This window comes from Streptomyces sp. NPDC127119 (assembly GCF_042677425.1).
In the GTDB taxonomy this organism is placed as follows: domain Bacteria; phylum Actinomycetota; class Actinomycetes; order Streptomycetales; family Streptomycetaceae; genus Streptomyces.
The window spans coordinates 1-25,720 of record NZ_JBHXTO010000133.1 but is presented as its reverse complement, the minus strand read 5'-3'; the positions used below and the strand labels follow the sequence as shown (position 1 = coordinate 25,720).

Here is a 25,720-nt window from a genome sequence, read left to right as displayed (position 1 = left end):
CCCCTGACGGGGCGGGGCCGACCGACGGCCTGTCTTTTAGGGGCGCGGGGAACGGCGCGAGCAACCCCCACCCGGCCGCACCCGTCCAGCGGCCTCAGGTTCCTGCCCCCTCAGGGGCGCGGGGAACTGCGCGGCCCGCCCCCACCTGGGCGCAGGGGGCTAACCGCCCAGTGTTGTTGCCTGGGTGATTGTGTTTGACAAGGCGTCGATCTCGGGGCTTTCTGTGGTTGCCGCCAAGTTCGACGCGTGGCGGCCGAGTTCGCGCAGCGGCAGCGCCCCCGGCAGCCCGCCGGAGCGCAGCGCGTCCGCGAAGTATGCCGCTATCGCCGTCACCTGGAGTCCGCTTCGGGCGGTTGTCGTGGTCCACAGGGGACCGGCGAGCGCGGCGGCCTCCACCCGGCCCGTCTCCTCGTGCGGGACGCGGGTCGAGGGGTCGAGCCAGCGTACGGTCGCCGTCGCCACGTGCCCCCTCGCGCCCGGCTTGACCCGTACCGCGTACAGCGCCGTCACCGTGTGCCCCGGGCCCGTCTCGCCGCCGTCCACCCGGTCGTCGCGGAAGTCCTCGTCGGCGACCCGCCGGTTGTCGTAGCCGATCAGCTTGAATTGGTCGACCGTCTCGGGGTCGAAGGCCACCTGGGCCTTGGCGTCGCGCGCCGTCAGGTCGATGTTGCGCGGCAGTTCGTCGCAGAAGACCTTGCGGGCCTCCTCCGCACCGGACACGTACGTCGTGTGCCCGTCGCCCTTGTCCGCGAGGCGTTCCATCAGCGCGTCGCCGTAGTCGCTGCCCACGCCGACCCCGAAGAGGGTGATGCCGTGCTCGCGGCGGGCGTCCGCGATCCGGTCGAGGATGGCGTCGGCGTCGGTCTCACCGGTGTTGGCGAGGGCGTCGGAGAGCAGCACGACCCGGTTGGTGGCGCCTTCCCGCAGCCCTTCGACGGCCGTACGGTAGCCGGTCGTGACGCCCGCGCCGAGGTTGGTCGAGTCGGTGGGTTCGAGGGTGTCGATCGCCTCGTGGACGCGGCCCCGGTGGTCGCCCAGGCGTGTCATCGGGAGCACGGTCCTCGCCTCGTCGCTGAAGCTGACCAGGGCGACCGCGTCGTCGTCGCGCAGCCGGTCCGTCATCACGTCGAGGGATTCCTTCGCGAGGTCCAGGCGGCCGGGTTCGGCCATCGAGCCCGAGACGTCGATGACGAAGGTGAGGGCGGCGGGCCGGCGTTCGCCGCTGTCCTCGGCGTCCCGGGTGGCGAGGCCGACGCGGAGGAAGCGCCAGTCGCGGTTCTCCTCGCCGAGGCCGTTCTCGGGGGCGGCCGTGCGGGCGCCGTCCATCGTCACCGTGAAGCCGTTGCCGTCGGGGCGCTCGTAGTTCTGGCGGAAGCTGTTGATGAATTCCTCGGGGCGGACCGTCGACGGATCGGGCCGCCGGCCCTCCCGCAGGGTCCGGCGCGCATACCCGTACGACGCGGTGTCGACGTCCAGGGCGAACGTGGAGAGGTGGTCGGCCGGGGGCGCGGTCTCCCGGAGTTCGCCCTTCCCCTCGCCGTCCTCGTAGCCCTGACCGGTTCCCCCGCCGGTGTCCGGCGGGGCCGTCGGCTGGGCCGGGGCGGGGGCCGGGAAGCCGTTGTCCTCCCGGGTCCTGCTGCTGCCCCGGTCGTTCGAGTCCTCGCCGATGCCGCCGCCGCAGGCGGTGAGCAGGAGTCCGAGCGAGACGGTCGCCGCGACGAACGCGCCGCGCACCCGCCGCCCTGGCCGTCGCACTCGCACGCGCGGTCGCCGCGAGCCCGGCGGCCCTCCCCGAGTGTCCGCCCGCTCTGTCCGGTACCGCTCTGTCCGATGCCGTTCGGTGCGCCTCATGTGTGTCCCCTCGGTGACCGCTGTGAGCCGACGTCTGTGACTGTGACGGCCGGGGCGGGCGGAAGGAGCGGGCCGAGGCGTTGCGGATGGATCTCGATGCGGCCACGGTGGGCGCCGGTCGAGACCGGCGGGTGACCCTCCGGAGACCTGGGGGTCACCGGAGGGTCCGAAGGACACCGGGAGGGCTGGACGGAAGCCGCGTAACGGTACTTCTACGACACCACGTCCTTGCGGGCGAAGCTGCGGAAGGCCAGGGCGAACAGCACCAGCGCGTACGTGACCGAGATCGCCGTGCCCTGGATCATGCCGCCCCATTCGGGGGTGGGCTGCACCACGTCGGCCCACGCGAACTGCCAGTGCGCGGGCAGGAAGTGGCGCCAGTCGCCGAGGGCGGTGACCGCGTCCAGCACGTTCCCGACGATCGTCAGGCCGACCGCGCCGCCCACCGCGCCCAGCGGGGCGTCGGTCTTCGTCGACAGCCAGAACGCGAGCCCGGCGGTGACCAGCTGGGACGCGAAGATGAACGCGATCACGATCACCAGGCGCTGGGCCGCCGTGCCCGCGGACAGGGAGCCGCCGGTGGGGATCTCCAGCGGACCCCAGCCGTAGGCGACCGAGCCCACCAGCAGCGCGACGACCGGCAGCAGCACCATCGCGGCGAGGCTGAGGCCGAGCGCGACCACGAGCTTGGACCACAGGAGGCGGGCCCTGGGCACGGGCGCGGCGAGCAGGTAGCGCAGGGAGGACCAGCTGGCCTCCGAGGCGATGGTGTCGCCGCAGAACAGCGCGACCGGGACGACCAGCAGGAAGCCCGCCGAGACGAAGAGGTTCGTCGCGGCGAAGTTGGCGCCCGAGGCCGTGGCCGTGTCCATGAGGGTGACCCGGCCCTCGCGGCCCTCCGGCTGGCCGCCGATCGCGAAGGCCACGACCAGCACGAACGGCAGGGCGGCGAGGATCGCCCCCATGACCAGCGTGCGGCGCCGTTTCAGCTGACGCATCAGTTCGACGCGCAACGGCAGGGTGCGTCCGGCCCGGTAGCCGTCCGCCACTTCGGCACGCTCTGCAAGTGTGCTCACGCGGAGCCTCCGATCAGGGTCAGGAACGCGTCCTCCAGGCGGCGGTGGGGGCCGAGGGAGGCCACCGGTACTTCCAGCCGGACCAGCTCCACGAGGAGCCGGGCGGCTGCCGCGGAGTCTTCGACGGTCGCGGAGTCGCCGACAACCGTTCCGGAACCCGCCGCCTCGGAACCCGTAGCCCCGGAGTGCGCAGTCGCCGGGACGCGCGACGACAGCCGTATCAGCAGGCCGTCGTCCGTGCGGATCGCCGAGTCGATGCCCGGGAGCGCCGCCACCTTCTCCACCAGCGGGTCCGGGATGTCGGTCGCGAGGCCGACGAGGAGGGTGTCGCCGGAGCCGATGATCTCGTGGACCGGGCCGGCCTGGACGAGTCGGCCGCGGTCCATGACGACCAGATGCGTGCAGGACTGCTCGACCTCGGCGAGGAGGTGGCTGGACACGATGACCGTGCGGCCCGCGGCGGCGTAACGGATCATGACCTCGCGCATCTCGCGGATCTGGGGCGGGTCGAGGCCGTTCGTCGGCTCGTCGAGGATCAGCAGGTCGGGGAGGCCGAGCATGGCCTGGGCGATGGCGAGGCGCTGCCGCATGCCCTGGGAGTACGTGCGGACCGCGCGGGACAGCGCGTCTCCGAGGCCCGCGATCTCCAGCGCCTCCTCCAGGTGGGCGTCCTCGGACGGACGTCCGGTGGCCTGCCAGTACAGGTCGAGGTTCTCGCGGCCGGACAGGTGCGGGAGGAAGCCCGCGCCCTCCACGAAGGCGCCGACCCGGGAGAGGACCGGGGAGCCCGGCCGGATCGCGTGCCCGAAGACCCGGATCTCGCCGCCGTCGGGCTTGATGAGGCCCATGAGCATGCGCAGGGTGGTGGTCTTGCCCGCGCCGTTCGGGCCGAGCAGACCGAGGACCTGGCCCTTCTCCACGCGGAACGACAGGTCCCGTACGGCATAGCGGTCGGACGACTTCGCGTACCGCTTGCTCAGGTCGGTGATCTGGAGCGGGACTTCGGCGAGCGCCGGGTCGGGCGGGGTCGTGGTGGTGCGGCGGCGGCCCGTGAGCAGCAGGGCCAGCGCGGTCAGCGCGCCGGCGATCGGCAGCCACCACACCCAGGCGGGCAGCCCCGCCGCCCCGGTCGTCACACCGGGCGCGGTCGGCACGGCGAGGTCGCTCTTCAGGGAGACGGTGTACGTGGCCGGGGTCAGCGGGGACGCGTAGCCGAGGTCGGTCGAGGCGAGCACCAGGCGCAGGTGGTGGCCCTCCTGCACCTCGTGGTCGATGGCGGGCAGGGTGAGGCGCACGTCCTTGCCGCTCCCACCGCCGTTCTCACCGCTCTTGCCGCTGTCGCCGGTCGCGACCCGGATCGGGGTGACCAGCTGGGACGGCAGGACCTGCTGCCGGCCGCCGGGGCCGACGTCGTACACCTTGGCGAAGAGCACGGCCTCGTCGGTCGTCGACTTCACGTTCACGGTCACGGTGGGCGAGCCGGTGATCCGCAGGTCCCTGGTCACGGGCTCGGAGTCGAAGCGCGCGAACTGGCCGGGGAAGTCGAGCGACACCCCGACGCCGAGCGAGGACAACTGGGAGAGGCCGCCGGCGCCGCCGAGCCCGGGGAGGGCCGAGATGCCGGGCGGGCTGGCGCCCGCGGGGTTGGAGAACTCCTGCTCACGTCCGCTCAGCGCCACCTCGCGGTCGCCGCCGGTCAGACCGGGGTAGGTGTCTCCGTCGGCGCCCCGCAACTGGGCGCCGCCGTCGGTCGAGTCGATGCCGCCGGTGCGGGTGACCCGGAACGTGGGGCCCGTGTCGGCGTTCTTGTCGTCCTTGAGGTAGCGGTCGAACCAGGAGGTCACGCGTGCCTGGACGCGGTCCGTCTCCATGTCTCCGCCGTCGTGGCCGCCGGCGATCCAGTCGACGTCCACGGGGGCGCCGTTGGCCTTGACCGCCTTGGCGATCTTGTCGGCCTGGCCGAGCGGGAAGAGGGAGTCGGTCTGGCCCTGCATGATGAGCGTGGGGACCTTGATGCGGTCGCCGACGGCGGAGGGGCTGCGCTCCTCCAGGAGCTTCATCGCCGCGGCATCCGGCTTTCCGGACTCCGCGACGCGCTCGTACATCTCACAGAGCTGGGCCTCGAACGTGTCGCAGCCGCCGCCGGAGTTGATGAACATCCCGGCCCAGAGCTTCTTGAAGACGCCGTTCGGGAACAGGGCGTCCGCGAGGTTCCAGTACGTGATCGCGGGGGCGATGGCGTCCACCCGCTGGTCGTAACCGGCCGCGAGGAGGGAGACCGCGCCGCCGTACGAGGCTCCGGCGACGCCGACCCGGGGGTCGCCGGCCTTGTCGAGCTGGACCTCGGGGCGCTTCGCCAGCCAGTCGATGAGCTTGGAGACGTCGGCGACCTCGCCCTTCGGGTCGTTCAGGCCGATCTTTCCGGTGGATCTGCCGAAGCTGCGCGAGGACCACGTCAGGACCGCGTAGCCGTCGCGGGCGAGGTTCTCCGCCTGCTTGCGCACGTCCTCCTTGTTGCCGCCGAAGCCGTGGGTCAGCAGGACGGCGGGGCGGCGGCCGTCGGAACCGGCGGAGGAGGAGGAATCGGCGGTGAAGTACGACGTGTCGATCCTCACCCCGTCCGCCGTGGGGATGACGCGGTCGGCGCGGTGCACCGCGGGTGCGCCGTCGGAGGCGACCGCGGTCCATGTCCCGGCGCCGGCGAGCACGGCGACGAGGGCCGCGGCGGTCCATCGGCGCGGGCCTCGCAGCCATCGTCGTGGTGCTGCGGGCATTCGAAGATCCATGGTTCAACCGTACGGGGCCCTGCCGGGTGGGGGTGGGGTCGGTGGGGGGAGCTTGGCGGTATCCCGTAGGAGTACGAGGGCTGTCACATGTACCGCGCGTGCGGTATGCGGGGTGGCTCCGCCGGTGGTCCTGTGCGGGTCGGTGGGGGCTGGCCGCGCAGTTCCCCGCGCCCCTTGGGGCTGCGCCCCCTGAAAAGATTGCGCCGTTCCCCGCGCCCCTGGAGGGGCTGCGCCCCTAGGACTCGTCCGGGATCGTTACCAGCCAGCGGGTTGTTCGGCGGGGGCGTAGGTACAGGGCCCAGTAGAGGGTTGCCGCCGCTGTGATACCGCCCGTCCAGGCCAGGTACGTCGGGTCCTGCATGCTGAGGACGTAGGCGAGGACCGCTATCAGGAGGACCGGGAGCGTCGGCCAGAGCGGCATGCGCCACGCCTGGGTGTGGGCGTGGGGGCCTCGGCGGGCCAGGAGCGCGGCCACCGCCACCAGGATGTACATGCTCGTGACGGAGACGCCCGTGATGCCGTACAGGGTGTCGAGGTTGACGAAGCAGAGCACCGCGCCGGGTACGCCCACCACGAGCGTCGCCACCCACGGGGAGCCGAAGCGGCCGAGCTTCGACAGGACCTTGTTGACCGGCTCGGGCCAGGCCTTGTCGCGGGCGGAGGCGAACAGTACGCGGGAGTTCTGGATGACCATGACGATGCCCGCGTTGATGATGGCGAGCGCCACGCAGAGGCTGACGAACGTGCCGACCGCGGAGTTCGACCACGCGGCGACCATGCCGCCGATGTCTCCGCCGGTGAGCGCGGCCAGGTCCGGGGCGCCCAGGGTGATCGCCGCCACCGGCACGAGGATGATCACCGTGGAGATGGCGAGGGTGGCCAGGACCGTACGGGCCACGTTGCGGCGCGGGTTCTCCAGTTCCTCGGAGAGGTAGACGGCGGTCGAGAAGCCCTGGGTGACGAAGAGGGCGATCGCGAGCCCGGAGACGACCAGCATCACCGTCACGGTGTCCGGGTGCCCGCCGGAGCCGGCCACCTCCATGGACACCAGGCTGCCCGCCCCGCGCTCGGCGTGCGCGAAGCCGAGGACGGCCACGACGGCCGCCGCGATGACCTCAAGGACCAGGAAGATCCCGGTGATCCAGGCGTTGGCCCGCAGGTCGAGCAGGCCCGCGAGGGTGGCGAGCCCCATCACGCCCGCGCCCGCCCAGGACGCGTCGAGGTGCACGAGGGGCGCGAGGTAGTCGGCCGTGCCCATCGCGATCACCGGCGGGACGATCATCACGACGAGGAGCGACAGGACGAAGACCAGCCAGCCCGCGAGCCGGCCGGCCATCGTCGACACCATGGCGTACTCGCCGCCCGCGCTGGGGATGAGGGTGCCCAGCTCCGAGTAGCAGAACGCCACGGCGATACAGAGCAGCGAGCCGATGGCGACGGTCAGGGCCGTCGCCGTGCCGAGGGACCCGAACAGGTCGGGGACGACCACGAAGAGCGTGGAGGCCGGTGTCACGCAGGAGATCGTGAGCAGGGTGCCGCCGACGACGCCGATGGACCGCTTGAGCGTACGGGGACCGGTACCGGCCTCGCCGGGACCGCTGTCCGGTGCCCCGGGGACGGGGGCGGGGGCAGGGCCGGGGGCGGAGTCGACGGTGCGAAGCGTGTCAGTCATGGAGCGGTTCCGATCGACTCGTGCGGCGGGGGTGCGTGCTCCCGTGCCGCATCGAACCCTGCGGAATCCGAATCGTCAACGGTCCTCGACCTACGGAATCCGTAGGTCGATGGGGACTCAACTGCCGTTCTTGGCAGGGTGGAGCAAGCGGCCTCAGCCATCGGCGCCCGTGCGGGAACCGCAGCACGGGCGCCGAAACTCACCGGCGGGTTTCACCGGTGGAGCGATGTACCGGCGGAGGGTGCGGTCGGACTCAGTGGTTGCGCGGGAATCCCAGGTCCACGCCCGCCGGGCCCTCCGAGGGGTCCGGCCAGCGGGTAGTGACGACCTTGCCGCGGGTGTAGAAGTGCGTGCCGTCGTTGCCGTAGATGTGGTGGTCCCCGAAGAGGGAGTCCTTCCAGCCGCCGAAGGAGTGGTAGCCCACCGGCACCGGGATCGGCACGTTCACGCCGACCATGCCCGCCTCGATCTCCAGCTGGAAGCGGCGGGCCGCGCCGCCGTCCCGGGTGAAGATCGCGGTGCCGTTGCCGAAGGGCGAGCCGTTGATCAGCGCCACCCCCTCGTCGTACGTGTCCACGCGCAGCACGCACAGGACCGGGCCGAAGATCTCGTCCCGGTAGGCGTCCGAGTCCGTGGGGACCTTGTCGAGCAGTGAGAGCCCGATCCAGTGGCCGTCAGCGCATTCGGGGTGGTCCTCGACCGTGTACCCGGTGCCGTCGAGGACGACCTCGGAGCCCTGGGCGGCGGCGCCCGTGACGTACGAGGCGACCTTGTCGCGGTGGGCCGCGGTGATCAGCGGGCCCATCTCGGAGGCCGGGTCGTTCCCGGGGCCGATCTTGATCTTCTCGGCGCGCTCGCGGATCTTCGCGACCAGTTCGTCGCCGATCGCGCCGACCGCGACGACGGCCGAGATGGCCATGCAGCGCTCTCCGGCCGAACCGTAGGCGGCGGAGACGGCCGCGTCGGCAGCCGCGTCCAGGTCGGCGTCCGGGAGGACCAGCATGTGGTTCTTGGCGCCGCCGAGGGCCTGGACGCGCTTGCCGTTGGCGGAGGCGGTGGTGTGGATGTACCGGGCGATCGGGGTGGAGCCGACGAAGGAGACCGCCTTGACGTCCGGGTGCTCCAGGAGGCGGTCGACGGCCACCTTGTCGCCGTGGACGACGTTCAGCACACCGTCCGGAAGGCCCGCCTCCGCGAACAGCTCCGCGAGCCGGACGGCCGCCGACGGGTCCTTCTCGCTCGGCTTGAGCACGAAGGTGTTGCCGCAGGCGACGGCCAGCGGGAACATCCACATCGGCACCATCGCCGGGAAGTTGAACGGCGTGATGCCCGCGACGACCCCGAGCGGCTGGCGGATCGAGGCCACGTCGACCCGCGAGGCCACCTCGGTCGACAGTTCGCCCTTCAGCTGCACGGTGATCCCGCACGCCAGGTCGACGATCTCCAGGCCGCGCGCGACCTCGCCGAGCGCGTCCGAGTGGACCTTGCCGTGCTCGGCGGTGATCAGGGCGGCGATCTCGTCGCGGTGGGCGTCGAGGAGCGCTCGGAACGCGAAGAGGATGCCGGAGCGCTTGGCGAGCGACGAGGTGCCCCAGCTCGCGTAGGCGTCCTTCGCGGCGGCGACCGCGGCGTCCACCTCCTCGACGCTCGCGAAGGCGACCTTCGTGGTGACGGCGCCGGTCGCGGGGTCGGTGACCGGCCCGTACGAACCCGACGTACCCTCGGCGGTCTTGCCGCCGATCCAGTGGTTGACGATCTTCGTCATGCCCGAGAACTCCTTGTCATGCCCAAGAACTACGTCACAGATGGCGGCGCCGGGTGGAGGCCAGCCGTTCGTACAGCGCGCGTGCCTTGACCGCCGACGGTCGGGTCGCGGTCTCGGCCACAGGAACATCCCACCAGGCCTGGGCCGGGGGCGCGCCCGACACTGTGTCTGCCGTTTCGGTCTCCACGTAGACACATGTGGGAGTGTCGGCGGCCCGTGCCTCGGCGAGGGCGGTCCGCAGGTCGTCCACGGTCTTGGCGCGCAGCACCCGCATGCCGAGGCTCGCCGCGTTGGCGGCCAGGTCGACGGGGAGCGGGCGCCCCGTGTACGTACCGTCCTCGGAGCGGTGCCGGTAGGCGGTGGCGAAGCGCTCGGCGCCGACCGCCTGGGAGAGGCCGCCGATGGACGCGTACCCGTGGTTCTGCAGGATGACCACCTTGATGGCGATGCCCTCCTGGACGGCGGTGACGATCTCGGTGGGCATCATCAGGTACGTGCCGTCGCCGACCAGCGCCCACACGGGCCGGTCCGGGGCCGCCATCCGGATGCCGATCGCGGCCGGGATCTCGTAGCCCATGCAGGAGTAGCCGTACTCGACGTGGTACTGGTCGCGGGACCGGGCGCGCCAGAGTTTGTGCAGGTCGCCGGGGAGGGAGCCGGCCGCGCTGACGATGATGTCGTCGGCGGTGACGAGGTCGTCGAGCGCGCCGAGGACCTGCGGCTGGGTGGGCCGCGCGTAGGGGTCCTCCGCCTCGAAGGCCGCGTCGACGCGGTACTCCCAGCGCTCCTTGTCGTCGGTGTACTCGGTGACGTACGCGGGCCCGGCGCGGTGGCCGTGCGGGGCCAGGGCCGCGGTGAGGGCCTCCAGCGCGGTGCGGGCGTCGGCGACCAGCGGCTGCCCGGCCATCTTGTGGCCGTCGAAGGAGGCGATGTTGATGTTCAGGAAGCGCACGCCCGGGGCGGCGAAGAGGGTGCCGGAGGCGGTGGTGAAGTCGGTGTAGCGGGTGCCGATCCCGATCACCAGGTCGGCGGTGCGGGCGAGTTCGCAGGCGGTCGCGGTGCCCGTGTGCCCGATGCCGCCGACGTCCGCGGGGTGGTCCCAGGCGAGCGAGCCCTTGCCGGCCTGTGTGGAGGCGACCGGGATGCCGGTGAGGTCGGCGAACTCCCGCAGCGCGTCCTCGGCCTCGCTGTGGTGGACCCCGCCGCCCGCGACGACCAGGGGCCGCCCGGCCGTCCGTACGGCCCGTACGGCCGCGGCCAGTTGGGCGGGGTCGGCCACCGGACGGCGTACGGTCCACACGCGTTCGGCGAAGAACTCGTCGGGCCAGTCGAACGCCTCCGCCTGGACGTCCTGCGGGAGCGCGAGGGTGACGGCGCCGGTGTCGAGCGGGTCGGCGAGCACACGCATCGCCTGGAGGGCGGCCGGGATCAGGGCTTCGGGGCGGCTGATCCGGTCGAAGTACTTCGACACCGGGCGCAGACAGTCGTTGACCGACACATCGCCCGCGTACGGGACTTCGAGCTGCTGGAGGACCGGGTCGGCGGGGCGGGTCGCGAAGACGTCGCCGGGCAGCAGGAGCACCGGGAGGCGGTTGATCGTGGCGAGGGCGGCGCCCGTGACGAGGTTGGTGGCGCCGGGGCCGACGGACGTGGTGACGGCCTGCGCGGAGAGACGGTTCGACTGACGTGCGTAGCCCACCGCCGCGTGCACCATGGCCTGTTCGTTGCGGCCCTGGTGGTACGGCATGCCGTCGCCGTACTCCACGAGCGCCTGGCCCAGTCCGGCGACGTTGCCGTGGCCGAGAATGCCCCAGGTGGAGTCGATCAGGCGGCGCCGCACACCGTCGCGCTCGGTGTGCTGGACGGTGAGGAACCGCACCAGCGCCTGTGCGACCGTCAGCCTTGTCGTCGTTGACCTCGGCTCTGTCATCGGTGGCCCTCTGTGCTCTCTGCGTGTCACGGGTGGAATCACGGGTTGAAGCTGATCCGCCACGTCATACGTCGGAACGGGCCCTCCGTCTCTATGTCCCGCCCGTCAATCCGAACCGCGCGTACGGGAAGGGGGACCTCCGGCGCGGAGCCGTAGCGGGCGGGGAGTCGTCGCTCGCACTTCGCTCCTGCCAGGGCGAAGCGGACTTCCGCGCCGGAGGCGATCTGTGCCCGGGCGCCACGGGGGCGTGACCGAAGCCGGTGGCTTCGGCGAACACGCGCTCCCCGCCCAGGTGTTCCTACACTTTGCCCTCTTTATTCCCCTCTGTGCGCACCGTACAACCACCGCCCGGTGGAAGCACGGCACTCCCGCTCACCGCGGCACCGCCCCCTCAGCCAGGGCCTGTTCGACCTCGGGGAGGGTCGGCATGGCGGAGGAGCACTCCAGTCGGGAGGCGACGACGGCGCCCGCGGCGTTGGCGTGGCGCATGACGCGCTCCAGGTCCCAGCCGGCCAGCAGGCCGTGGCAGAGGGCGCCGCCGAAGGCGTCACCGGCGCCGAGGCCGTTGAGGACCGTGACCGGCAGCGGCGGCACCTCCGCGAAGTCGCCGTCGCGGTGCACGGCCAGGACGCCCTTGGGGCCCTGTTTGACCACGGCCAGTTCCACGCCCGCGTCGAGGAGGGCGCGGGCCGCCGCGTGCGGTTCGCGCAGGCCCGTGGCGACCTCCACCTCGTCGAGGTTGCCGACGGCGACCGTGGTGTGGCGCAGGGCCTCGGTGTAGAAGGGGCGGGCCTCGGAGGGGTCGGTCCAGAACATCGGCCGCCAGTCCAGGTCGAAGACCGTCGGGCCCGATCTGGCGCGGTGGGCCAGCGCCGCGAGCGTGGCGGTGCGGCTGGGCTCCTCGCTCAGGCCCGTACCCGTGACCCAGAAGATCCGGGCGTCCCGGATGGCGTCCAGGTCCAGTTCGTGGGCGTCGATCTCCAGGTCGGGGGCCTTCGGCTGGCGGTAGAAGTACAGCGGGAAGTCGTCCGGCGGGAACACCTCGCAGAAGGTGACCGGCGTGGGCAGCCCGCGGACGGGCGTCACCCAGCGGTCGTCGACGCCGAAGTCCCGCAGCGCCTCGTGCAGATACGTGCCGAAGGGGTCGTCCCCGGTCCGCGACACCACGGCCGTGCGCCGGCCGAGCCGGGCCGCCGCGACCGCCACGTTGGTCGCCGAGCCGCCGAGGAACTTCCCGAAGGACGCCACCTGGGGGAGGGGCACGCCGGTCTGCAGCGGGTAGAGGTCCACGCCGATGCGCCCCATGGTGATGAGGTCGTACGTACCGGACTCCGCTGACTCGACCATCGAGTTCCCTCCGCATCGGTGGACCCCAGGTCTAGCGGCGCCGGTAGAGCCCTGTCAATTGGTTGTCCGGACATTCTGACCATGTCTTGGGGCGGACGGGGCGGATCGGGGGCGGGGTGGGGGCGGCTGCGGGGTCGGGTGGGCGTCGGCCGTGGAGTCGGGTGCGGGTGCGTGGGGGCTGACCGGGGGCTGGTCGCGCGGTCCCCCTCATCCCTCGAAGCGACAGGCCGTAGGCAGGTGCGCCGGATTAAATCACTGATGTCTTGACGTAGATCATCTGGGCTTTTCATGCTGGCAGCATGCGAGTTGACCGATGACCGGCCATGAGAACCGACCGCCCGTCGGACGCCGTGCGCTGCTGGCCGGGGCCGCCGCCGGCCTGGGCGCCGCGGCGGCCCTGCCCGCGCGGTCCGCGTCGGCGGCGTCGGACTCCGCGTCCGCGGCGGTGACCGCGTCGGCGTCCGCGTCGGGGCGGCGGTATCCGGCGAACTGGCCCGATCCCGCCCCCTACGGCCTCGCCGACACCCGCCCGGACCTCTGGCCGAGGGACGACAACTCGTTCGTGCTGCCGCTGGAGCTGCGGCCTCGCGACGAGGAGCGCGGGGTGGTGTGGATGCGCGACACGTACGTCAACTGCTTCGTCGTCGACGGCCGCCCCCTCTACGTCGCCACCGGCACGACCCGGGTGCCGGGGCTCGACACGGCCGGACCGTGGAACGACGGCATCTTCGTGTGGACCGCGCGCTCCCTCCAGGGGCCCTGGAGACTGGCGGACACGACCGGTGTGCGGCCCGGCGAGGAGAAGGGCAAGGTGTGGTCGCCCGAGTTCGCCGGCGAGAACCGGCCCGGCCGCACGGTCGTCGCTCCCTGGCAGGAGTACTGGTACGACGACCGCTTCGGCAAGCGCGGCCAGGCCTGGGCGCCCGAGCTGCACCGCTTCGACGACAAGTGGTACCTCGTCGCGTGCATGGGCGACCACTCGAAGAAGGTCGGCTCATTCATGCTCGTCAGCGAGGGCGGCGTCGAGGGCCCGTACCGGCTGGTCGAGGGGAATCTGGAGAAACCCTTCGGGGACTCGTTCATCGGCGGCCCCGCCTTCATCGAGCCCGGCGCCTACCACCACATCGACGGCAGCCTGTACTCCGAGGGCGACGCCGCGTGGCTGGTGCTGCACAACAACCTCTACGCCAGGTTCCGGGACGACATGGAGGACATCGTCCCCACGACGGACCTTCCCGCGTTCCGGCAGTCGCCGTACTCGCCGGAGCCGTACCTCGAAGGCGCGTACGTGTTCAAGCACGGCGGCAAGTACTTCCTGCTCCACGCCGCGTGGGACCGCACCTCGGTCAACGCCGACGGCACCACCCGCCAGGCCTACGACACCGCCGCGGCCGGCCGGGTCCAGTACCAGTACGACGCCGTCGTCGCCGTCTCCGACACCTTCGAGGGACCGTACTCGCAGCGCTGGACCGCCGGTGTCGGCGCCGGCCACAACAACTTCTTCGAGGACCACCGCGGGCAGGTGTGGGCGACGTTCTTCAACAACCCGAACTTCGGTTACTGGTCCAACGCCTCGCGGCTCGCCGAGGCCGCCGTGCCCGGTGTCGTACGGGTGGAGTGGACCGGCCCGAAGGGCAACCGCCTGTACGTCCGGCGCCGCGACTGAGGTCCCCGGCCACGGCTCCTACGCGGCGATGACGGCGACCCCGGTCCTGCCCCCGTCGACGTCCACCACGGTTCCGTGGACGAAGGACGCCTCGTCGCTCGCCAGCCAGAGCACGGCGGACGCGATGGCCTCGGGCGTACCGACGCCGCCGGCCGGGGTGCCGTTCATCATGATCTCGCCGGGACCCGGCTCGGCGCCCGCCGGGGCCGGGGGCAGGATCACGCCCGGCGACACGGCGTTGACCCGCACACCGAGCGGGGCGAACTCCGCGGCCCACGCCCGCGTGAGCGTCTCCATGGCTCCCTTGGTGGAGCTGTAGAGCGCCCCACGGGGGACGCCGAGCCGCGCGATCCACGAGCCGAGGTTGACGATCACCCCGCCGCCGGAGTCCGCCATGGCCGGGACGACGGCGGCGGTGAGGAAGAACGGCGCCTTCACGTTCACGCCGTAGACCTGGTCGAAGGTCTTCTCGTCGGTGTCGGCGGTACCGGGGGACGGATAGATCCCGGCGTTGTTGACCAGGATGTCGATGCGTCCGCCCAGGGTCTCCCGGGCCCGCTCGGCCAGGTCCTGGGAGGCCGCCGCGCTGCCGTCGAGGTCCGCCGCCAGGAAGTCGGCCCGGCCGCCCGACGCGCGGATGCCTTCGACCACGCGCGCGCCGCGTTCCGGGTTGCGCCCGGACACGACGACGTGGGCCCCCTCGGCGGCGAACGCCTCCGCGATCGCCTGCCCGATGTTGCTGGTCGAGCCCGTGACCAGCGCTGTCCTGTTCCGCAGCCGCTCACTCATGATGTGATCTCCCTTGTCTTCGGCCTGTCCTCCGGCTTGCGCGGACCACTGTGCGCCGCAGAAAATGGACCGGCAAGTCCAGAACGGAGGTACGGTCGGTACGGCCGGTACGGCCGGTACGGCCGGTCAACGCGACCGGGGCCGGGGCCGGGAACACGAGGAGGCGGGGATGGCGGAAGCGGCGACCGTGAAGGGCCGGGCGACCCGGGCCCGTATCGTCGAAGGGGCGGCCGAGGTGCTGCGCGAGCGGGGCGTCGGGTTCACGACGCTCGACGACATCCGCGCCCGCACCGGTACGAGCAAGAGCCAGCTCTTCCACTACTTCCCCGCCGGCAAGGACGAACTGCTGCTGGCGGTGGCCCGGTTCGAGGCGGACCGCGTCCTGGCGGACCAGCAGCCGCACCTGGGGCGCCTGGACTCGTGGGAGTCCTGGCGGCAGTGGCGGGACGTGGTGGTCGAACGGTACGAACGGCAGGGCGACCACTGCCCGTTGGGGTCCCTGTTCCTCCAGGTCGGGCGGGACCGGCCAGGTGCCCGGGCGATCGTGACGGAGCTGATGCGCCAGTGGCAGCGGCAACTCGCCCGCGGTATGCGCGCCCTGCAGACGAACGGACTGGTGTCGCCGGCCCTCGACGTGGACAGGGAGGCCGCCGCGCTGCTGGCGGGCATCCAGGGAGGCGTGACCATCATGATGTCGACGGGCGACTCGGCCCATCTGAAGGCGGCGCTGGACACCGGGATCGGCCATCTGCGGGCGGCGGCGCCCGCTGCCGTCCGCCCCGTGCCGCCCGAGGAGGCGCGTTCATGATCCTCCCGAAGGTCCGCGACCCCCGCTTCACGACGATCCGCCGGGGCGGGACCCTCACCGATGCGGATCACCGTCTCCTGGCCCTGTGGGCCGCCGAGTGCGCGGAACACGTCCTTCACCTCTTCGAGACGGTCCGGCCCGAGGACCCGCGCCCGCGCGAGGCGATCGCGCACGCCCGGGCCTGGGTCCGCGGCGAGGTGGGCATGATGCGGGCGCGCGCGGCGGGCGGCCATGCGATGGGAGCGGCCAGAGACCTGCGCGGGGCGGCACGCCACGCCGCGTACGCCGCCGGGCAGGCCGGCGCCGTCGCCCACGTCGCCGCCCATGAACTAGGGGCCGCCGCCTACGCGATCAAGGCCGCCCGCGCCGCCGAGGGCGAGAGCGAGTCCGCGGGCCGACGTGAGTGCCGCTGGCAGCGCGAGCAACTCCCACCGGAGATCCGCGAACTCGTACTCGACGACCAGCGACTGCGCAACGACATCTGCTGGTCGGCCTTCACCCCGTGACCGACCTGTCCGCGCCGACGCTCCCGGTCAGCCCCCTGAGCCCGCTCAGCCGTGCGGGAGGATCACCGCTCGGCCGTTGATCTTGCCTGCGTGCAGGCGTTCGTAGGCGAGTGGGGCGTCGTCCAGGGAGAAGGTCTCGGTGTGTACCGAGACCGCGCCGGAGCGGGCCAGTGCGAGGACCTCGACGAGTTCGCCGCGGGTGCCCCAGTAGGGGGCGCTGACCGAGACCTCGAAGGGGAGCTGTCCGAAGCCGACGGGGAGCGTTCCGCCGCCGATGCCGACGATCGTGATGTCGCCCTCGACCGCCGCGACGGCTCCCGCGGTGGCCAGGGTGGGCTGCGCCCCGACGAAGTCGAAGACCGCCTCCGCCCCGACGCCGCCGGTGAGTTCACGCACCTTGGCAGCGGCCTGTGCGTCGGACAGGACCGTCTCGTGGGCGCCGACCGCGCGGGCCAGCCGCAGCTTCTCCTCGGTCACGTCGAGGGCGATCACCCGGGCCGGGGACATGGCCCGCAGCAGCTGGATGGCGACATGCCCGAGCCCGCCCGTGCCGATGACCACCGCGGTCGAACCCGGTACCAGCTTCGGCAGCGAGCGCTTGATCGCGTGGTACGGCGTCAGGCCCGCGTCCGTCAGTGAGACCGCCGCGGCCGGGTCGAGGCCGTCCAGCGGCACCAAGTGCCGGGGGTCGTCGACCAGCAGGTACTCCGCCATGGAACCCGGTGCCCCGAGCCCCGGCGGACGGATACCGAGCTCGTCGGCGCGCAGGCAGTAGTTCTCCTTGCCCTCCGCGCACTTGGCGCAACTGCCGCAGCCCCAGGGGCCGTACACGGCGACCGCGTCGCCCTCGCGCACACCGGTCACCCCCGCGCCGAGCGCGGCGACGGTGCCCACGCCCTCGTGACCGAGGGTGAGCGGCAGCTCGTACGGGAATCCCTCGGCGGGCCAGCTCATCACGGCGATGTCGGAGTGGCACACGCCGGCGGCGGTGACCTTCAACAGGACCTGACCGGGGCCGGGTTCGGGGTCGGGGACGACCACGACCTCGGGAGCGGCGCCGATGGAGCGGTACTGCAGTGCCTTCATGGCCTTGCTTCTTTCTCTGTCTGTTTCGCTCTGCTGCTGTTCTGCTGCTCCTGCGCTTCCGTGGTGCTCAGACGGCGGTGTAGGCGCCGTCGACCAGGTGGTAGCCGCCGGTGACGAACGAGGCCCGCGCGGACAGCAGGAAGGCGATCAGTTCGGCGACCTCCTCGGGGCGGCCGAGGCGGCCGGCGGGGTGCAGCGCGACCAGGCCGTCGTAGGCCTCCTTGTCCATGCCCTGGAGCAGCGGGGTCTCGATGAAGCCGGGGCCGACGACGTTGACGCGGATGCCCTTGGCGGCGTACTCGGCGGCAGTGGTCTTGGTGAGGCCCACCACGCCGTGCTTGGCGGCCACGTACGCGGAGGAGCCGGCGAAGCCGACCGAGCCGAGGATGGAGGCGACGTTCACCACGGCACCGCCGCCGGCCGCCTCGATGGCGGGCAGCTCGTGGCGCAGGCTGTAGAAGACGCCGTTGAGGTTGGTGAGCACCACGCGGTCGTAGGCCTCGATGTCGTACTCGCCCGTCGGGGCGCTCGGGCCGCCGATGCCGGCGTTGTTCACGGCCAGGTGCAGTCCGCCGAAGGTCTCGATGGCGAAGGCGACGGCCGCGGCCACGGAGTCGGGGCTCGTCACGTCCACCGCGACCGCGGCGGCCTTGAAGCCCTCGGCGCGCAGCTCGGCGGCGGCCTTCTCGGCGCCCTCGGCGTTGTAGTCGGCGATCACGACGGCGGCGCCGCCGGCACCGAGGCGGCGGGCGGTGGCCAGGCCGATGCCGGAGGCGGCGCCGGTGACGAGCGCGGTCCTCCCGGCGAACTCGGTGGCGTAGTCGGTGACGGATGCGTTGCCGGTGACAGGGGTGGTGCCGGTGGTGCTCATGGTGCTCTCACTTTTCGGGGGTGTCGTACGAGACCGCGGACGCGGCCTCGTGGGTCAGGGCGTCGTAGGCCCGCTCCACCAGGGCGGCGAGGTCCTCGGCCGCCGAGTCGGGGCCGGACGCGCCGCGCGCCCAGATGCGCAGCGCGGCGGTGAGGACTCCGGCGGCGGCGTCGACCACGACGGCGGGACGCACGTCCAGCACGTCGTCGGTGCCGAGCCGGTCGGCGAGGATGCGGACCGACTCGTCCTGGGCGTCGACCCGGATGCGTTCGTACGCCGCGAACAGGGCCGGCTCGCTGTCGAGCAGGGCCAGCAGCCGTCGCATCCGGGGGCGTACGTGCCAGGCCGGGTCGTCCCGGTCGGCGAGCCAGTCGCGTACGGCCCGGCGGTAGGCGAGCAGCGGCGGTTCGGCGGCGGGCCGCTCGCGCAGCAGCGCGTTGATGCGGTCGCCGTCACCTCGTACGAAGTCGAGGGCCGCGTCCTCCTTGCCGCCGAAGAGCCGGCTGAAGGTGCGGCGGGTGACGTCCGCCCGCTCGGCGATCGCCTCGACCGTGGTGGCGGCGAGTCCGCGCTCCAGGATCAGGTCGACCGCGGCGGTCGCGAGGGCGTTGCGGGTCTGCCGGGCCTTGCGCTGCCGGCGGTCCTCGGTGGTGGTGCTGGGCTCCGTTGCCTCCATACCCTCAGAATACTCCTTCATGTCCCAATGAGACATGTTTCCCATTGGGACATTTTCATGAAGCGGGCGGGCTCCCGATGAGGCGGGTTCACGGTGGGGCGGGTTCGCGGTGGAGCAGATTCCTGCTGGGGCCCAATGCGTCACGCGTGTCACAAAAGACACCCCTCTGTCACACATGTCACGTGTACGCGGGTCTTGCGTCACACCCGCGCGACAGCCCCTGCCGCGTTGTCACTCTGTGTCGTTCACCGAGCACAGGCTTGTGATCGCCAGCGCAGTGCCCGGCTCCCCCGACGGCCGCCCCTCGGCCGCCGCTGCGGCGCGCGCAGGGAGGTGCTTCTGATGACCGACCGAAGGCTCTGGTCGTACAAGGAGATCGCGGCGCACATCAAGGTGCAGCCGGACACTGTGCGGTCCTACCGCAAACACGGGCTGCTGCCCGCGCCCGACCATGTGGAGAGCGGCAAACCGTACTGGTACGCCGACACCGTCCGGGCCTGGGTCGCCTCCCGGCCGGGCAACAGGGGCCGCCGGGACCGCTGACCGCCCGTCACCGCGCCCGGCGGCAGGGCCCGGTGACGGCGCCCGGTACACGAGGGGGTCCCGCACGTCCACCGTGCGGGACCCCCTCGTTCGCATCGGCGCCGCCGCACGGCCCGTCGCCGTCACGCCCAGGGTTCGACGACCGTGACACCCGCCCCCGACACCACTCCCGACGCCACTCCCGGCACTGCCCCCGGCGCCGTCCCCATCGCCGCCAGCGCCGCGGGGGCCGCCTCCAGGGGGATCGTGGACGTCACCAGGAGGTCGGGGCGCAGCAGCCCGGCCCGTACGGACTCCAGCATCGGCGGGTAGGCGTGCGCGGGCATGCCGTGGCTGCCGAGGAGTTCGAGTTCGAGGCCGATCACCCGGGACATCGGCACCTTCGGGTCGTCGGGCAGCAGGCCCACCTGGACGTGCCGGCCGCGACGGCGCAGCCCGGCGATCGAGGCCGCGCAGGTGACCGGGGAGCCGAGGGCGTCGAGGGAGAGATGGGCGCCGCCGCCGGTCAGGTCGCGGACCGCCTCCGCCGTGTCGCCGGTCCGGGACGCGTCCACGCAGTGCGCGGCGCCGAACCGCCGCGCGAGGTCCAGCGCGCCGGGCGAGAGGTCGACCGCGACGACCCGCGCCCCGGCCGCCGCGGCGATCATCACCGCGGACAGTCCGACTCCTCCGCAGCCGTGCACGGCCACCCACTCCCCCGGCGCCGCCCGCCCCTGCGCGACCACCGCGCGGAACGCCGTGGCGAACCGGCAGCCGAGCGAGGCGGCCGTGCCGAAGGACAGTTCGTCCGCCACGGCGACGAGGTTCACATCGGCGTGGTCGAGGGCGACGTACTCGGCGAAGGACCCCCAGCGCGTGAACCCGGGCTGGGTCTGGCGCTCGCACACCTGCTGGTCGCCCGCCGCGCAGGAGGCGCAGCTTCCGCAGGCGCAGACGAAGGGCACGGTGACGCGGTCGCCGGGGCGGTGGCGGGTCACCAGGGCGCCCACGGCCTCGACGGTTCCGGCGAGTTCGTGTCCGGGCACGTGCGGCAGCGCGATGCCCGGGTCGTGGCCCTGCCAGCCGTGCCAGTCGCTGCGGCAGAGCCCGGTGGCCTCGACGCGCACCACCACGCCGTGCGGCGCGGGCGCCGGGTCCGGCACCTCCCGTACCTCGGCCGGTTCCCCGAATCGCTCGAACACCACTGCCCTCATGGCCGCCACCCCTCCGCTGTCCCCAGCCCTTTGAACGTACCCCCTAGGGGTATACTGTGAGTACCGTGAAAGCCCGTGGGCCACACACGCCTCATGTATCCCACACAGCACGCGCCGCACACGCCCCATACGTCTCGACGAGGAGAACGACATGACCGCCCACACCGACACCCCCGGCTCCGTCACCACCGTCTACCAGGTGAGCGGGATGAGCTGCGGACACTGTGAAGGCTCGGTCTCCGGCGAGATCTCCGGGATCGCGGGCGTCACCTCGGTGAAGGCCGTCGCCTCCACCGGCGAGGTGACCGTGATCTCCACCGCACCGCTCGACGATGAGGCCGTCCGCGCCGCCGTCGACGAGGCGGGCTTCGAGCTCGCCGGCCAGGCCTGAGGCCGCCTTTCCCCACTCCGCACCGGGCCGAACCGACCAGCTGATACTGGCTCCGTACGGCCCGGTTCGTTCCCTGGAGCAGGACATGACCAGCACCGGTACCAGCAGCAGCACGACCGCCAGCACCACCGCGGCCCCTCCGACCGACCCGGCGTCGCAGGCCGCCTCGCAGGTCGAGCTGACCATCGGCGGGATGACCTGCGCCTCCTGCGCGGCCCGGGTCGAGAAGAAGCTCAACCGCATGGACGGCGTCACCGCCACGGTCAACTACGCGACGGAGAAGGCGAAGGTCGCGTACGCGGACGGGGTCCAGGTCACCGACCTGATCGCCACCGTGGTCAGGACGGGCTACACGGCCGAGGAACCCCCGCCGCCGCAGCCCCCCGAACCCACGGAACCCTCGGCGGACCGGGACGCCTCCGCCGGCGAGGACCCGGCGCACAAGCGTGACCCCGAACTGGCCGCGCTGCGCGAACGCCTCGTCGTCTCCGCGCTCCTCGCCACCCCCGTCGTCCTGCTGTCGATGATCCCGACGCTGCAGTTCGACAACTGGCAGTGGCTCGTGCTGACGCTCGCCGCGCCGGTCGTCGTCTGGGGCGGACTGCCCTTCCACCGGGCCGCGTACACGAACGCCCGGCACGGCGCCGCCACCATGGACACCCTCGTCTCGACGGGCACGCTGGCCGCGTTCGGCTGGTCCCTGTGGGCGCTGTTCTGGGGCGACGCGGGCATGGAGGGCATGCGGGACGAGGGCTTCTCCCTCACCGTCTCCCGCGAGCAGGGCGCCTCGGCGATCTACCTCGAAGTCGCCGCCGGGGTCATCGCCCTCATCCTCCTCGGCCGCTATCTGGAGGCCCGCTCCAAGCGGCAGGCCGGCGCCGCCCTGCGCTCCCTGATGGAACTGGGCGCGAAGGACGTCTCCGTCGTACGGGACGGCCGTGAGGTCCGCGTGCCGGTGGGCGCGCTGGCCGTGGGCGACCGTTTCGTCGTACGCCCCGGGGAGAAGGTCGCCACGGACGGCACGGTCGTCGAGGGGACCTCGGCCGTCGACGCGTCGATGCTGACGGGCGAGTCCGTGCCGGTGGACGTGATGGTGGGTTCGGCCGTCACCGGGGCGACCGTGAACGCCGGCGGGCGGCTGCTCGTCGAGGCGACCCGGGTCGGCACCGACACCCAGCTCGCCCGGATGGCGCGGCTGGTGGAGGACGCCCAGAACGGCAAGGCCCGGGTGCAGCGCCTCGCCGACCGGATCTCCGGAATCTTCGTACCCGTGGTGCTGCTGATCGCGGTCGCCACCTTCGGGGTCTGGCTCGGCGTCACCGGCGACACGGCCGCCGCGTTCACCGCGGCCGTCGCCGTGCTGATCATCGCCTGCCCGTGCGCCCTGGGACTGGCCACCCCGACCGCCCTGATGGTCGGCACGGGCCGCGGCGCCCAGCTCGGCATCCTCATCAAGGGCCCCGAGGTCCTGGAGTCCACCCGCCGCGTCGACACGATCGTCCTGGACAAGACCGGCACGGTGACGACGGGCCGTATGACCCTCCAAGAGGTGTACGCGGCCGACGGCACCGACACGACGCGCGTACTGCGGCTCGCGGGCGCCCTGGAGCACGCCTCGGAGCATCCGATCGCACGGGCGGTCGCGACGGGCGCCGAGGAGCGGACCGGGGCCCTGCCGGCCGTGGACGGCTTCGAGAACGTGCCCGGGCTCGGTGTCCGCGGCACGGTCGAGGGCCACGCGGTCCTCGTGGGCCGCGCCCGGCTTCTCGAAGAGGCCGGAATCACGCTGCCCGACTCCCTGGCCGCGCTGCGGACGCGGGCCGAGGAGGAGGGGCGTACCGCCGTGGCCGTCGCCTGGGACGGCACCGCGCACGGGGTCGTGACCGTCGCCGACGCGGTCAAGGAGACCAGCGCCGAGGCGGTCCGCGCGCTGCGCGCCCTGGGGCTCACTCCGGTGCTGCTGACCGGGGACAACCGGACCGTCGCCGAGTCCGTGGCCCGCTCCGTGGGCATCGACCCCGCCGACGTGATCGCAGAGGTGCTGCCCGAGGGCAAGGTCGACGTGATCAGGCGGCTTCAGGCCGAGGGGCGGGCGGTCGCGATGGTGGGCGACGGCGTCAACGACGCCGCCGCGCTCGCCACCGCCGATCTGGGCCTGGCGATGGGCACGGGCACGGACGCCGCGATCGAGGCGAGCGATCTGACGCTGGTGCGCGGGGACCTGCGGGCGGCGCCGGACGCGATCCGGCTGTCCCGCAGGACGCTCTCCACGATCAAGGGGAACCTCGTGTGGGCGTTCGGATACAACGTGGCGGCTCTGCCCCTCGCCGCGGCCGGCCTGCTGAACCCGATGATCGCGGGAGCCGCCATGGCGTTCTCCTCCGTGTTCGTGGTGACGAACAGTCTGCGACTCAGGGCATTTTCATGACGAAGAGGTAGGACTCCCCTAGAGTCCGGCACACCTCTTCACATAAGCTCTTCACAAGGCTCGCGCATCATCCTTACGCTAGGGCTCCGATAGTCATATCGGGGCTCTTGCGTATCTTCAGGACATACGCAAGAGACGCAGGTCACAGTGATGTGAACGTAACCATCGAAGGGGTTCGTGAGTCTAGATTGACGATGTCAGACACGTCTTGGGGGCGTTTCTGGCATCTGGGGATGTCTTGGGGGACGTTCCTGGAAACGCGTTGCCGGGGCACGTACGACGGGGAGCTTTGAGCGGCCCTCCCGTACGTACGGGTCCCGGCAGACCGCACCAGCAGGAGGCAGTACGGCAGCACGCGGTAGGTAGTACGCAGTAGGCAGAATTTTTGTTCATTCTGCTCGTTTTGCTCGCAGCGATTCAGGCGCTGCCTTCAGACGCCCGGCCGGATCCCGTGGGGGGAATCCGCACCGGGACATGGGAAGGCGCCCCGACTCCGGCCCGTGGGGGGACCGGCAGCGGGGCGCCTTCTTTATTGCACTTCATCCCTGACGGGATTGCGGCTCATCCCTTGCGGGACATCGGGCTTCACTCTCTGCGGGGCGGGGCAACCCCCGGCCCCGTAAGGGGCGCGGGGAACTGCGCGGCCCGCCACGACGGACCCGCAGTCGGGAACCCACAGCGCCGTGGAGCGCCTAGCGCTCCTGGACCGGCTTGAAGTCCCGCTCGACAACACCCGTGTAGATCTGTCGCGGACGCCCGATCCGGGACCCGGGCTCCTTGATCATCTCGTGCCACTGGGCGATCCAGCCCGGAAGGCGACCGAGGGCGAACAGGACCGTGAACATCTCGGTCGGGAAGCCCATGGCCCGGTAGATCAGACCGGTGTAGAAGTCGACGTTCGGGTAGAGGTTGCGCGAGACGAAGTACTCGTCGGAGAGCGCGTGCTCCTCCAGCTTGAGCGCGATGTCCAGCAGCTCGTCGGACTTGCCGAGGGCCGAGAGGACGTCGTGCGCGGCAGCCTTGATGATCTTCGCGCGCGGGTCGAAGGACTTGTACACCCGGTGGCCGAAGCCCATCAGGCGGACGCCGTCCTCCTTGTTCTTCACCTTGCGGATGAAGGAGTCGACATCGCCGCCGTTGGCCTTGATGCCTTCGAGCATCTCCAGGACCGACTGGTTGGCGCCGCCGTGCAGCGGGCCCCAGAGGGCGCTGATGCCGGCGGAGATCGAGGCGAACATGTTCGCCTGCGACGAGCCCACCAGACGGACGGTGGAGGTCGAACAGTTCTGCTCGTGGTCCGCGTGCAGGATGAGCAGCTTGTCGAGCGCGGAGACGACGACCGGGTCGAGCTCGTACTCCTGCGCGGGGACCGAGAAGGTCATACGCAGGAAGTTCTCGACGTAGCCCAGGTCGTTGCGCGGGTAGACGAAGGGGTGACCGATCGACTTCTTGTACGCGTACGCCGCGATGGTCGGAAGCTTCGCGAGCAGCCGGATCGTCGAGAGGTGGCGCTGCTCCTCGTCGAACGGGTTGTGGCTGTCCTGGTAGAACGTCGACAGCGCGGAGACCACCGACGACAGCATCGCCATCGGGTGGGCGTCACGGGGGAAGCCCTGGAAGAACCGCTTGACGTCCTCGTGCAGCAGGGTGTGCTGCGTGATCTCGTTCTGGAAGGTGGAGAGCTCGTCGACCGTGGGCAGCTCGCCGTTGATCAGCAGCGAGGCCACTTCGAGGAAGGTGGAGCTCTCGGCGAGCTGCTCGATCGGGTACCCGCGGTAGCGGAGGATGCCCTGCTCGCCGTCGAGATAGGTGATGGCGGATTTATAGGCGGCGGTGTTCCCGTAACCGCTGTCCAGTGTCACCAGACCGGTCTGGGCGCGGAGCTTCCCGATGTCGAAGCCCTTGTCGCCGACGGTGCTGTCGATCACCGGGTAGGTGTACTCGCCATCGCCGTACCGCAGTACTACAGAGTTGTCGCTCACGTCATCCCTCACCGACGTTGTGCCTCTTCTTCGAGGTGCCCTGACTGTCTCTACCATCCCCCATTTGGCGCAGGAGAGTGCACTCGGGGTCGACCATTGGGCCTATTGGCGGCACTCAGTGCCGCCAACCTGTTCATCCTGCCCGCTTCCCCGGCCTTCCGAAAGTGCCGTGTGACGTTTCCGACTCGTTTGATCGATCATTTTCCCGGTTGACCGGACGGTCCGGTCGGCGAGATGGCCCGGTCGGCTGGACGGATCGGTCGGCTGCGGCCCCGGTGGGGGCTGGTCGCGCAGTTCCCCGCGCCCCTCAAAAGCGGGTCTGCGCCCCGGCTTTTGCCCCTTGAGGGGCGCGGG

Annotated in this window: 19 protein-coding genes; 6 read left to right on the top strand and 13 right to left on the bottom strand. The window is 71.7% G+C overall.

Annotation, left to right across the window (positions count from 1 at the left end; translation table 11 throughout):
* Positions 1-159: 159 nt before the first annotated feature.
* The 7 genes from ACFVH5_RS35760 to iolC all read right to left on the bottom strand — a co-directional run bounded on the left by ACFVH5_RS35760 (position 160) and on the right by iolC (position 12,427).
* Positions 160-1,851, bottom strand: a complete 1,692-nt coding sequence (locus ACFVH5_RS35760; protein ID WP_385837843.1) for a VWA domain-containing protein — start codon at positions 1,849-1,851, stop codon at positions 160-162.
* A gap of 212 nt (positions 1,852-2,063) precedes the next feature.
* The gene (locus ACFVH5_RS35755; protein WP_385837842.1) at positions 2,064-2,927 is read right to left on the bottom strand and encodes an ABC transporter permease; all 864 of its coding nucleotides are present in this window, start codon (positions 2,925-2,927) and stop codon (positions 2,064-2,066) included.
* A complete protein-coding gene (locus ACFVH5_RS35750; RefSeq protein ID WP_385837841.1) occupies positions 2,924-5,713 on the bottom strand; it encodes an alpha/beta fold hydrolase in 2,790 nt (929 codons plus the stop codon). Before ACFVH5_RS35750 ends, ACFVH5_RS35755 begins: the two co-directional genes overlap by 4 nt.
* Positions 5,714-5,948: 235 nt before the next feature.
* The gene (locus ACFVH5_RS35745; RefSeq protein WP_385837840.1) at positions 5,949-7,385 is read right to left on the bottom strand and encodes an APC family permease; all 1,437 of its coding nucleotides are present in this window, start codon (positions 7,383-7,385) and stop codon (positions 5,949-5,951) included.
* Positions 7,386-7,638: 253 nt separating this feature from the next.
* A complete protein-coding gene (gene mmsA / locus ACFVH5_RS35740; protein WP_385837839.1) occupies positions 7,639-9,150 on the bottom strand; it encodes a CoA-acylating methylmalonate-semialdehyde dehydrogenase in 1,512 nt (503 codons plus the stop codon).
* A 34-nt stretch (positions 9,151-9,184) separates the two neighbouring features.
* Complete coding sequence (gene iolD / locus ACFVH5_RS35735) at positions 9,185-11,080, bottom strand: 3D-(3,5/4)-trihydroxycyclohexane-1,2-dione acylhydrolase (decyclizing) (RefSeq protein WP_385837838.1); 1,896 nt, start codon at positions 11,078-11,080, stop codon at positions 9,185-9,187.
* A gap of 372 nt (positions 11,081-11,452) precedes the next feature.
* Positions 11,453-12,427, bottom strand: a complete 975-nt coding sequence (gene iolC / locus ACFVH5_RS35730) for a 5-dehydro-2-deoxygluconokinase (RefSeq protein WP_385837837.1) — start codon at positions 12,425-12,427, stop codon at positions 11,453-11,455.
* Between the two features lie 313 nt (positions 12,428-12,740).
* On the opposite strand from iolC, the gene ACFVH5_RS35725 reads away from it, so the two are divergent.
* On the top strand, positions 12,741-14,093 hold the full coding sequence (locus ACFVH5_RS35725) for a family 43 glycosylhydrolase (RefSeq protein ID WP_385837836.1): 1,353 nt from the start codon (positions 12,741-12,743) through the stop codon (positions 14,091-14,093).
* Between the two features lie 18 nt (positions 14,094-14,111).
* Here the strand turns inward: ACFVH5_RS35725 and ACFVH5_RS35720 are convergent, their stop codons facing one another.
* Positions 14,112-14,882 carry an SDR family NAD(P)-dependent oxidoreductase gene (locus tag ACFVH5_RS35720; RefSeq protein WP_385837835.1) on the bottom strand — a complete coding sequence of 257 codons (771 nt, stop codon included), beginning with the start codon at positions 14,880-14,882 and terminating at the stop codon, positions 14,112-14,114.
* A 169-nt stretch (positions 14,883-15,051) separates the two neighbouring features.
* Here ACFVH5_RS35720 and ACFVH5_RS35715 point away from each other — a divergent pair, with 169 nt between their 5' ends.
* Positions 15,052-15,690 (top strand): TetR/AcrR family transcriptional regulator, encoded by a 639-nt coding sequence (locus ACFVH5_RS35715; RefSeq protein ID WP_385837844.1) that lies wholly within the window; start codon positions 15,052-15,054, stop codon positions 15,688-15,690.
* The gene (locus tag ACFVH5_RS35710) at positions 15,687-16,196 is read left to right on the top strand and encodes a putative immunity protein (protein WP_385837834.1); all 510 of its coding nucleotides are present in this window, start codon (positions 15,687-15,689) and stop codon (positions 16,194-16,196) included. Before ACFVH5_RS35715 ends, ACFVH5_RS35710 begins: the two co-directional genes overlap by 4 nt.
* A 45-nt stretch (positions 16,197-16,241) precedes the next feature.
* On the opposite strand, the gene ACFVH5_RS35705 is transcribed toward ACFVH5_RS35710, so the two are convergent.
* From ACFVH5_RS35705 to ACFVH5_RS35695, 3 genes are all read right to left on the bottom strand, one after another.
* Positions 16,242-17,282, bottom strand: a complete 1,041-nt coding sequence (locus ACFVH5_RS35705) for an NAD(P)-dependent alcohol dehydrogenase (RefSeq protein WP_384814249.1) — start codon at positions 17,280-17,282, stop codon at positions 16,242-16,244.
* Between the two features lie 67 nt (positions 17,283-17,349).
* On the bottom strand, positions 17,350-18,153 hold the full coding sequence (locus ACFVH5_RS35700) for an SDR family NAD(P)-dependent oxidoreductase (protein ID WP_385837832.1): 804 nt from the start codon (positions 18,151-18,153) through the stop codon (positions 17,350-17,352).
* Between the two features lie 7 nt (positions 18,154-18,160).
* Positions 18,161-18,829 carry a TetR/AcrR family transcriptional regulator gene (locus ACFVH5_RS35695; protein ID WP_384814255.1) on the bottom strand — a complete coding sequence of 223 codons (669 nt, stop codon included), beginning with the start codon at positions 18,827-18,829 and terminating at the stop codon, positions 18,161-18,163.
* A gap of 342 nt (positions 18,830-19,171) precedes the next feature.
* Here ACFVH5_RS35695 and ACFVH5_RS35690 point away from each other — a divergent pair, with 342 nt between their 5' ends.
* Positions 19,172-19,372, top strand: a complete 201-nt coding sequence (locus ACFVH5_RS35690) for a helix-turn-helix transcriptional regulator (protein WP_384814258.1) — start codon at positions 19,172-19,174, stop codon at positions 19,370-19,372.
* A gap of 122 nt (positions 19,373-19,494) precedes the next feature.
* On the opposite strand, the gene ACFVH5_RS35685 is transcribed toward ACFVH5_RS35690, so the two are convergent.
* Positions 19,495-20,565, bottom strand: coding sequence for a zinc-dependent alcohol dehydrogenase family protein (locus tag ACFVH5_RS35685; protein WP_385837831.1), 1,071 nt, complete (start codon positions 20,563-20,565; stop codon positions 19,495-19,497).
* 151 nt (positions 20,566-20,716) lie between these two features.
* Here ACFVH5_RS35685 and ACFVH5_RS35680 point away from each other — a divergent pair, with 151 nt between their 5' ends.
* Positions 20,717-20,956, top strand: coding sequence for a heavy-metal-associated domain-containing protein (locus ACFVH5_RS35680; RefSeq protein WP_385837830.1), 240 nt, complete (start codon positions 20,717-20,719; stop codon positions 20,954-20,956).
* A gap of 85 nt (positions 20,957-21,041) precedes the next feature.
* Positions 21,042-23,384 (top strand): heavy metal translocating P-type ATPase, encoded by a 2,343-nt coding sequence (locus tag ACFVH5_RS35675; protein WP_385837829.1) that lies wholly within the window; start codon positions 21,042-21,044, stop codon positions 23,382-23,384.
* 692 nt (positions 23,385-24,076) lie between these two features.
* Here ACFVH5_RS35675 and ACFVH5_RS35670 read toward each other — a convergent pair.
* Positions 24,077-25,366 (bottom strand): citrate synthase, encoded by a 1,290-nt coding sequence (locus ACFVH5_RS35670; protein WP_385837828.1) that lies wholly within the window; start codon positions 25,364-25,366, stop codon positions 24,077-24,079.
* Between the last annotated feature and the right edge of the window lie 354 nt (positions 25,367-25,720).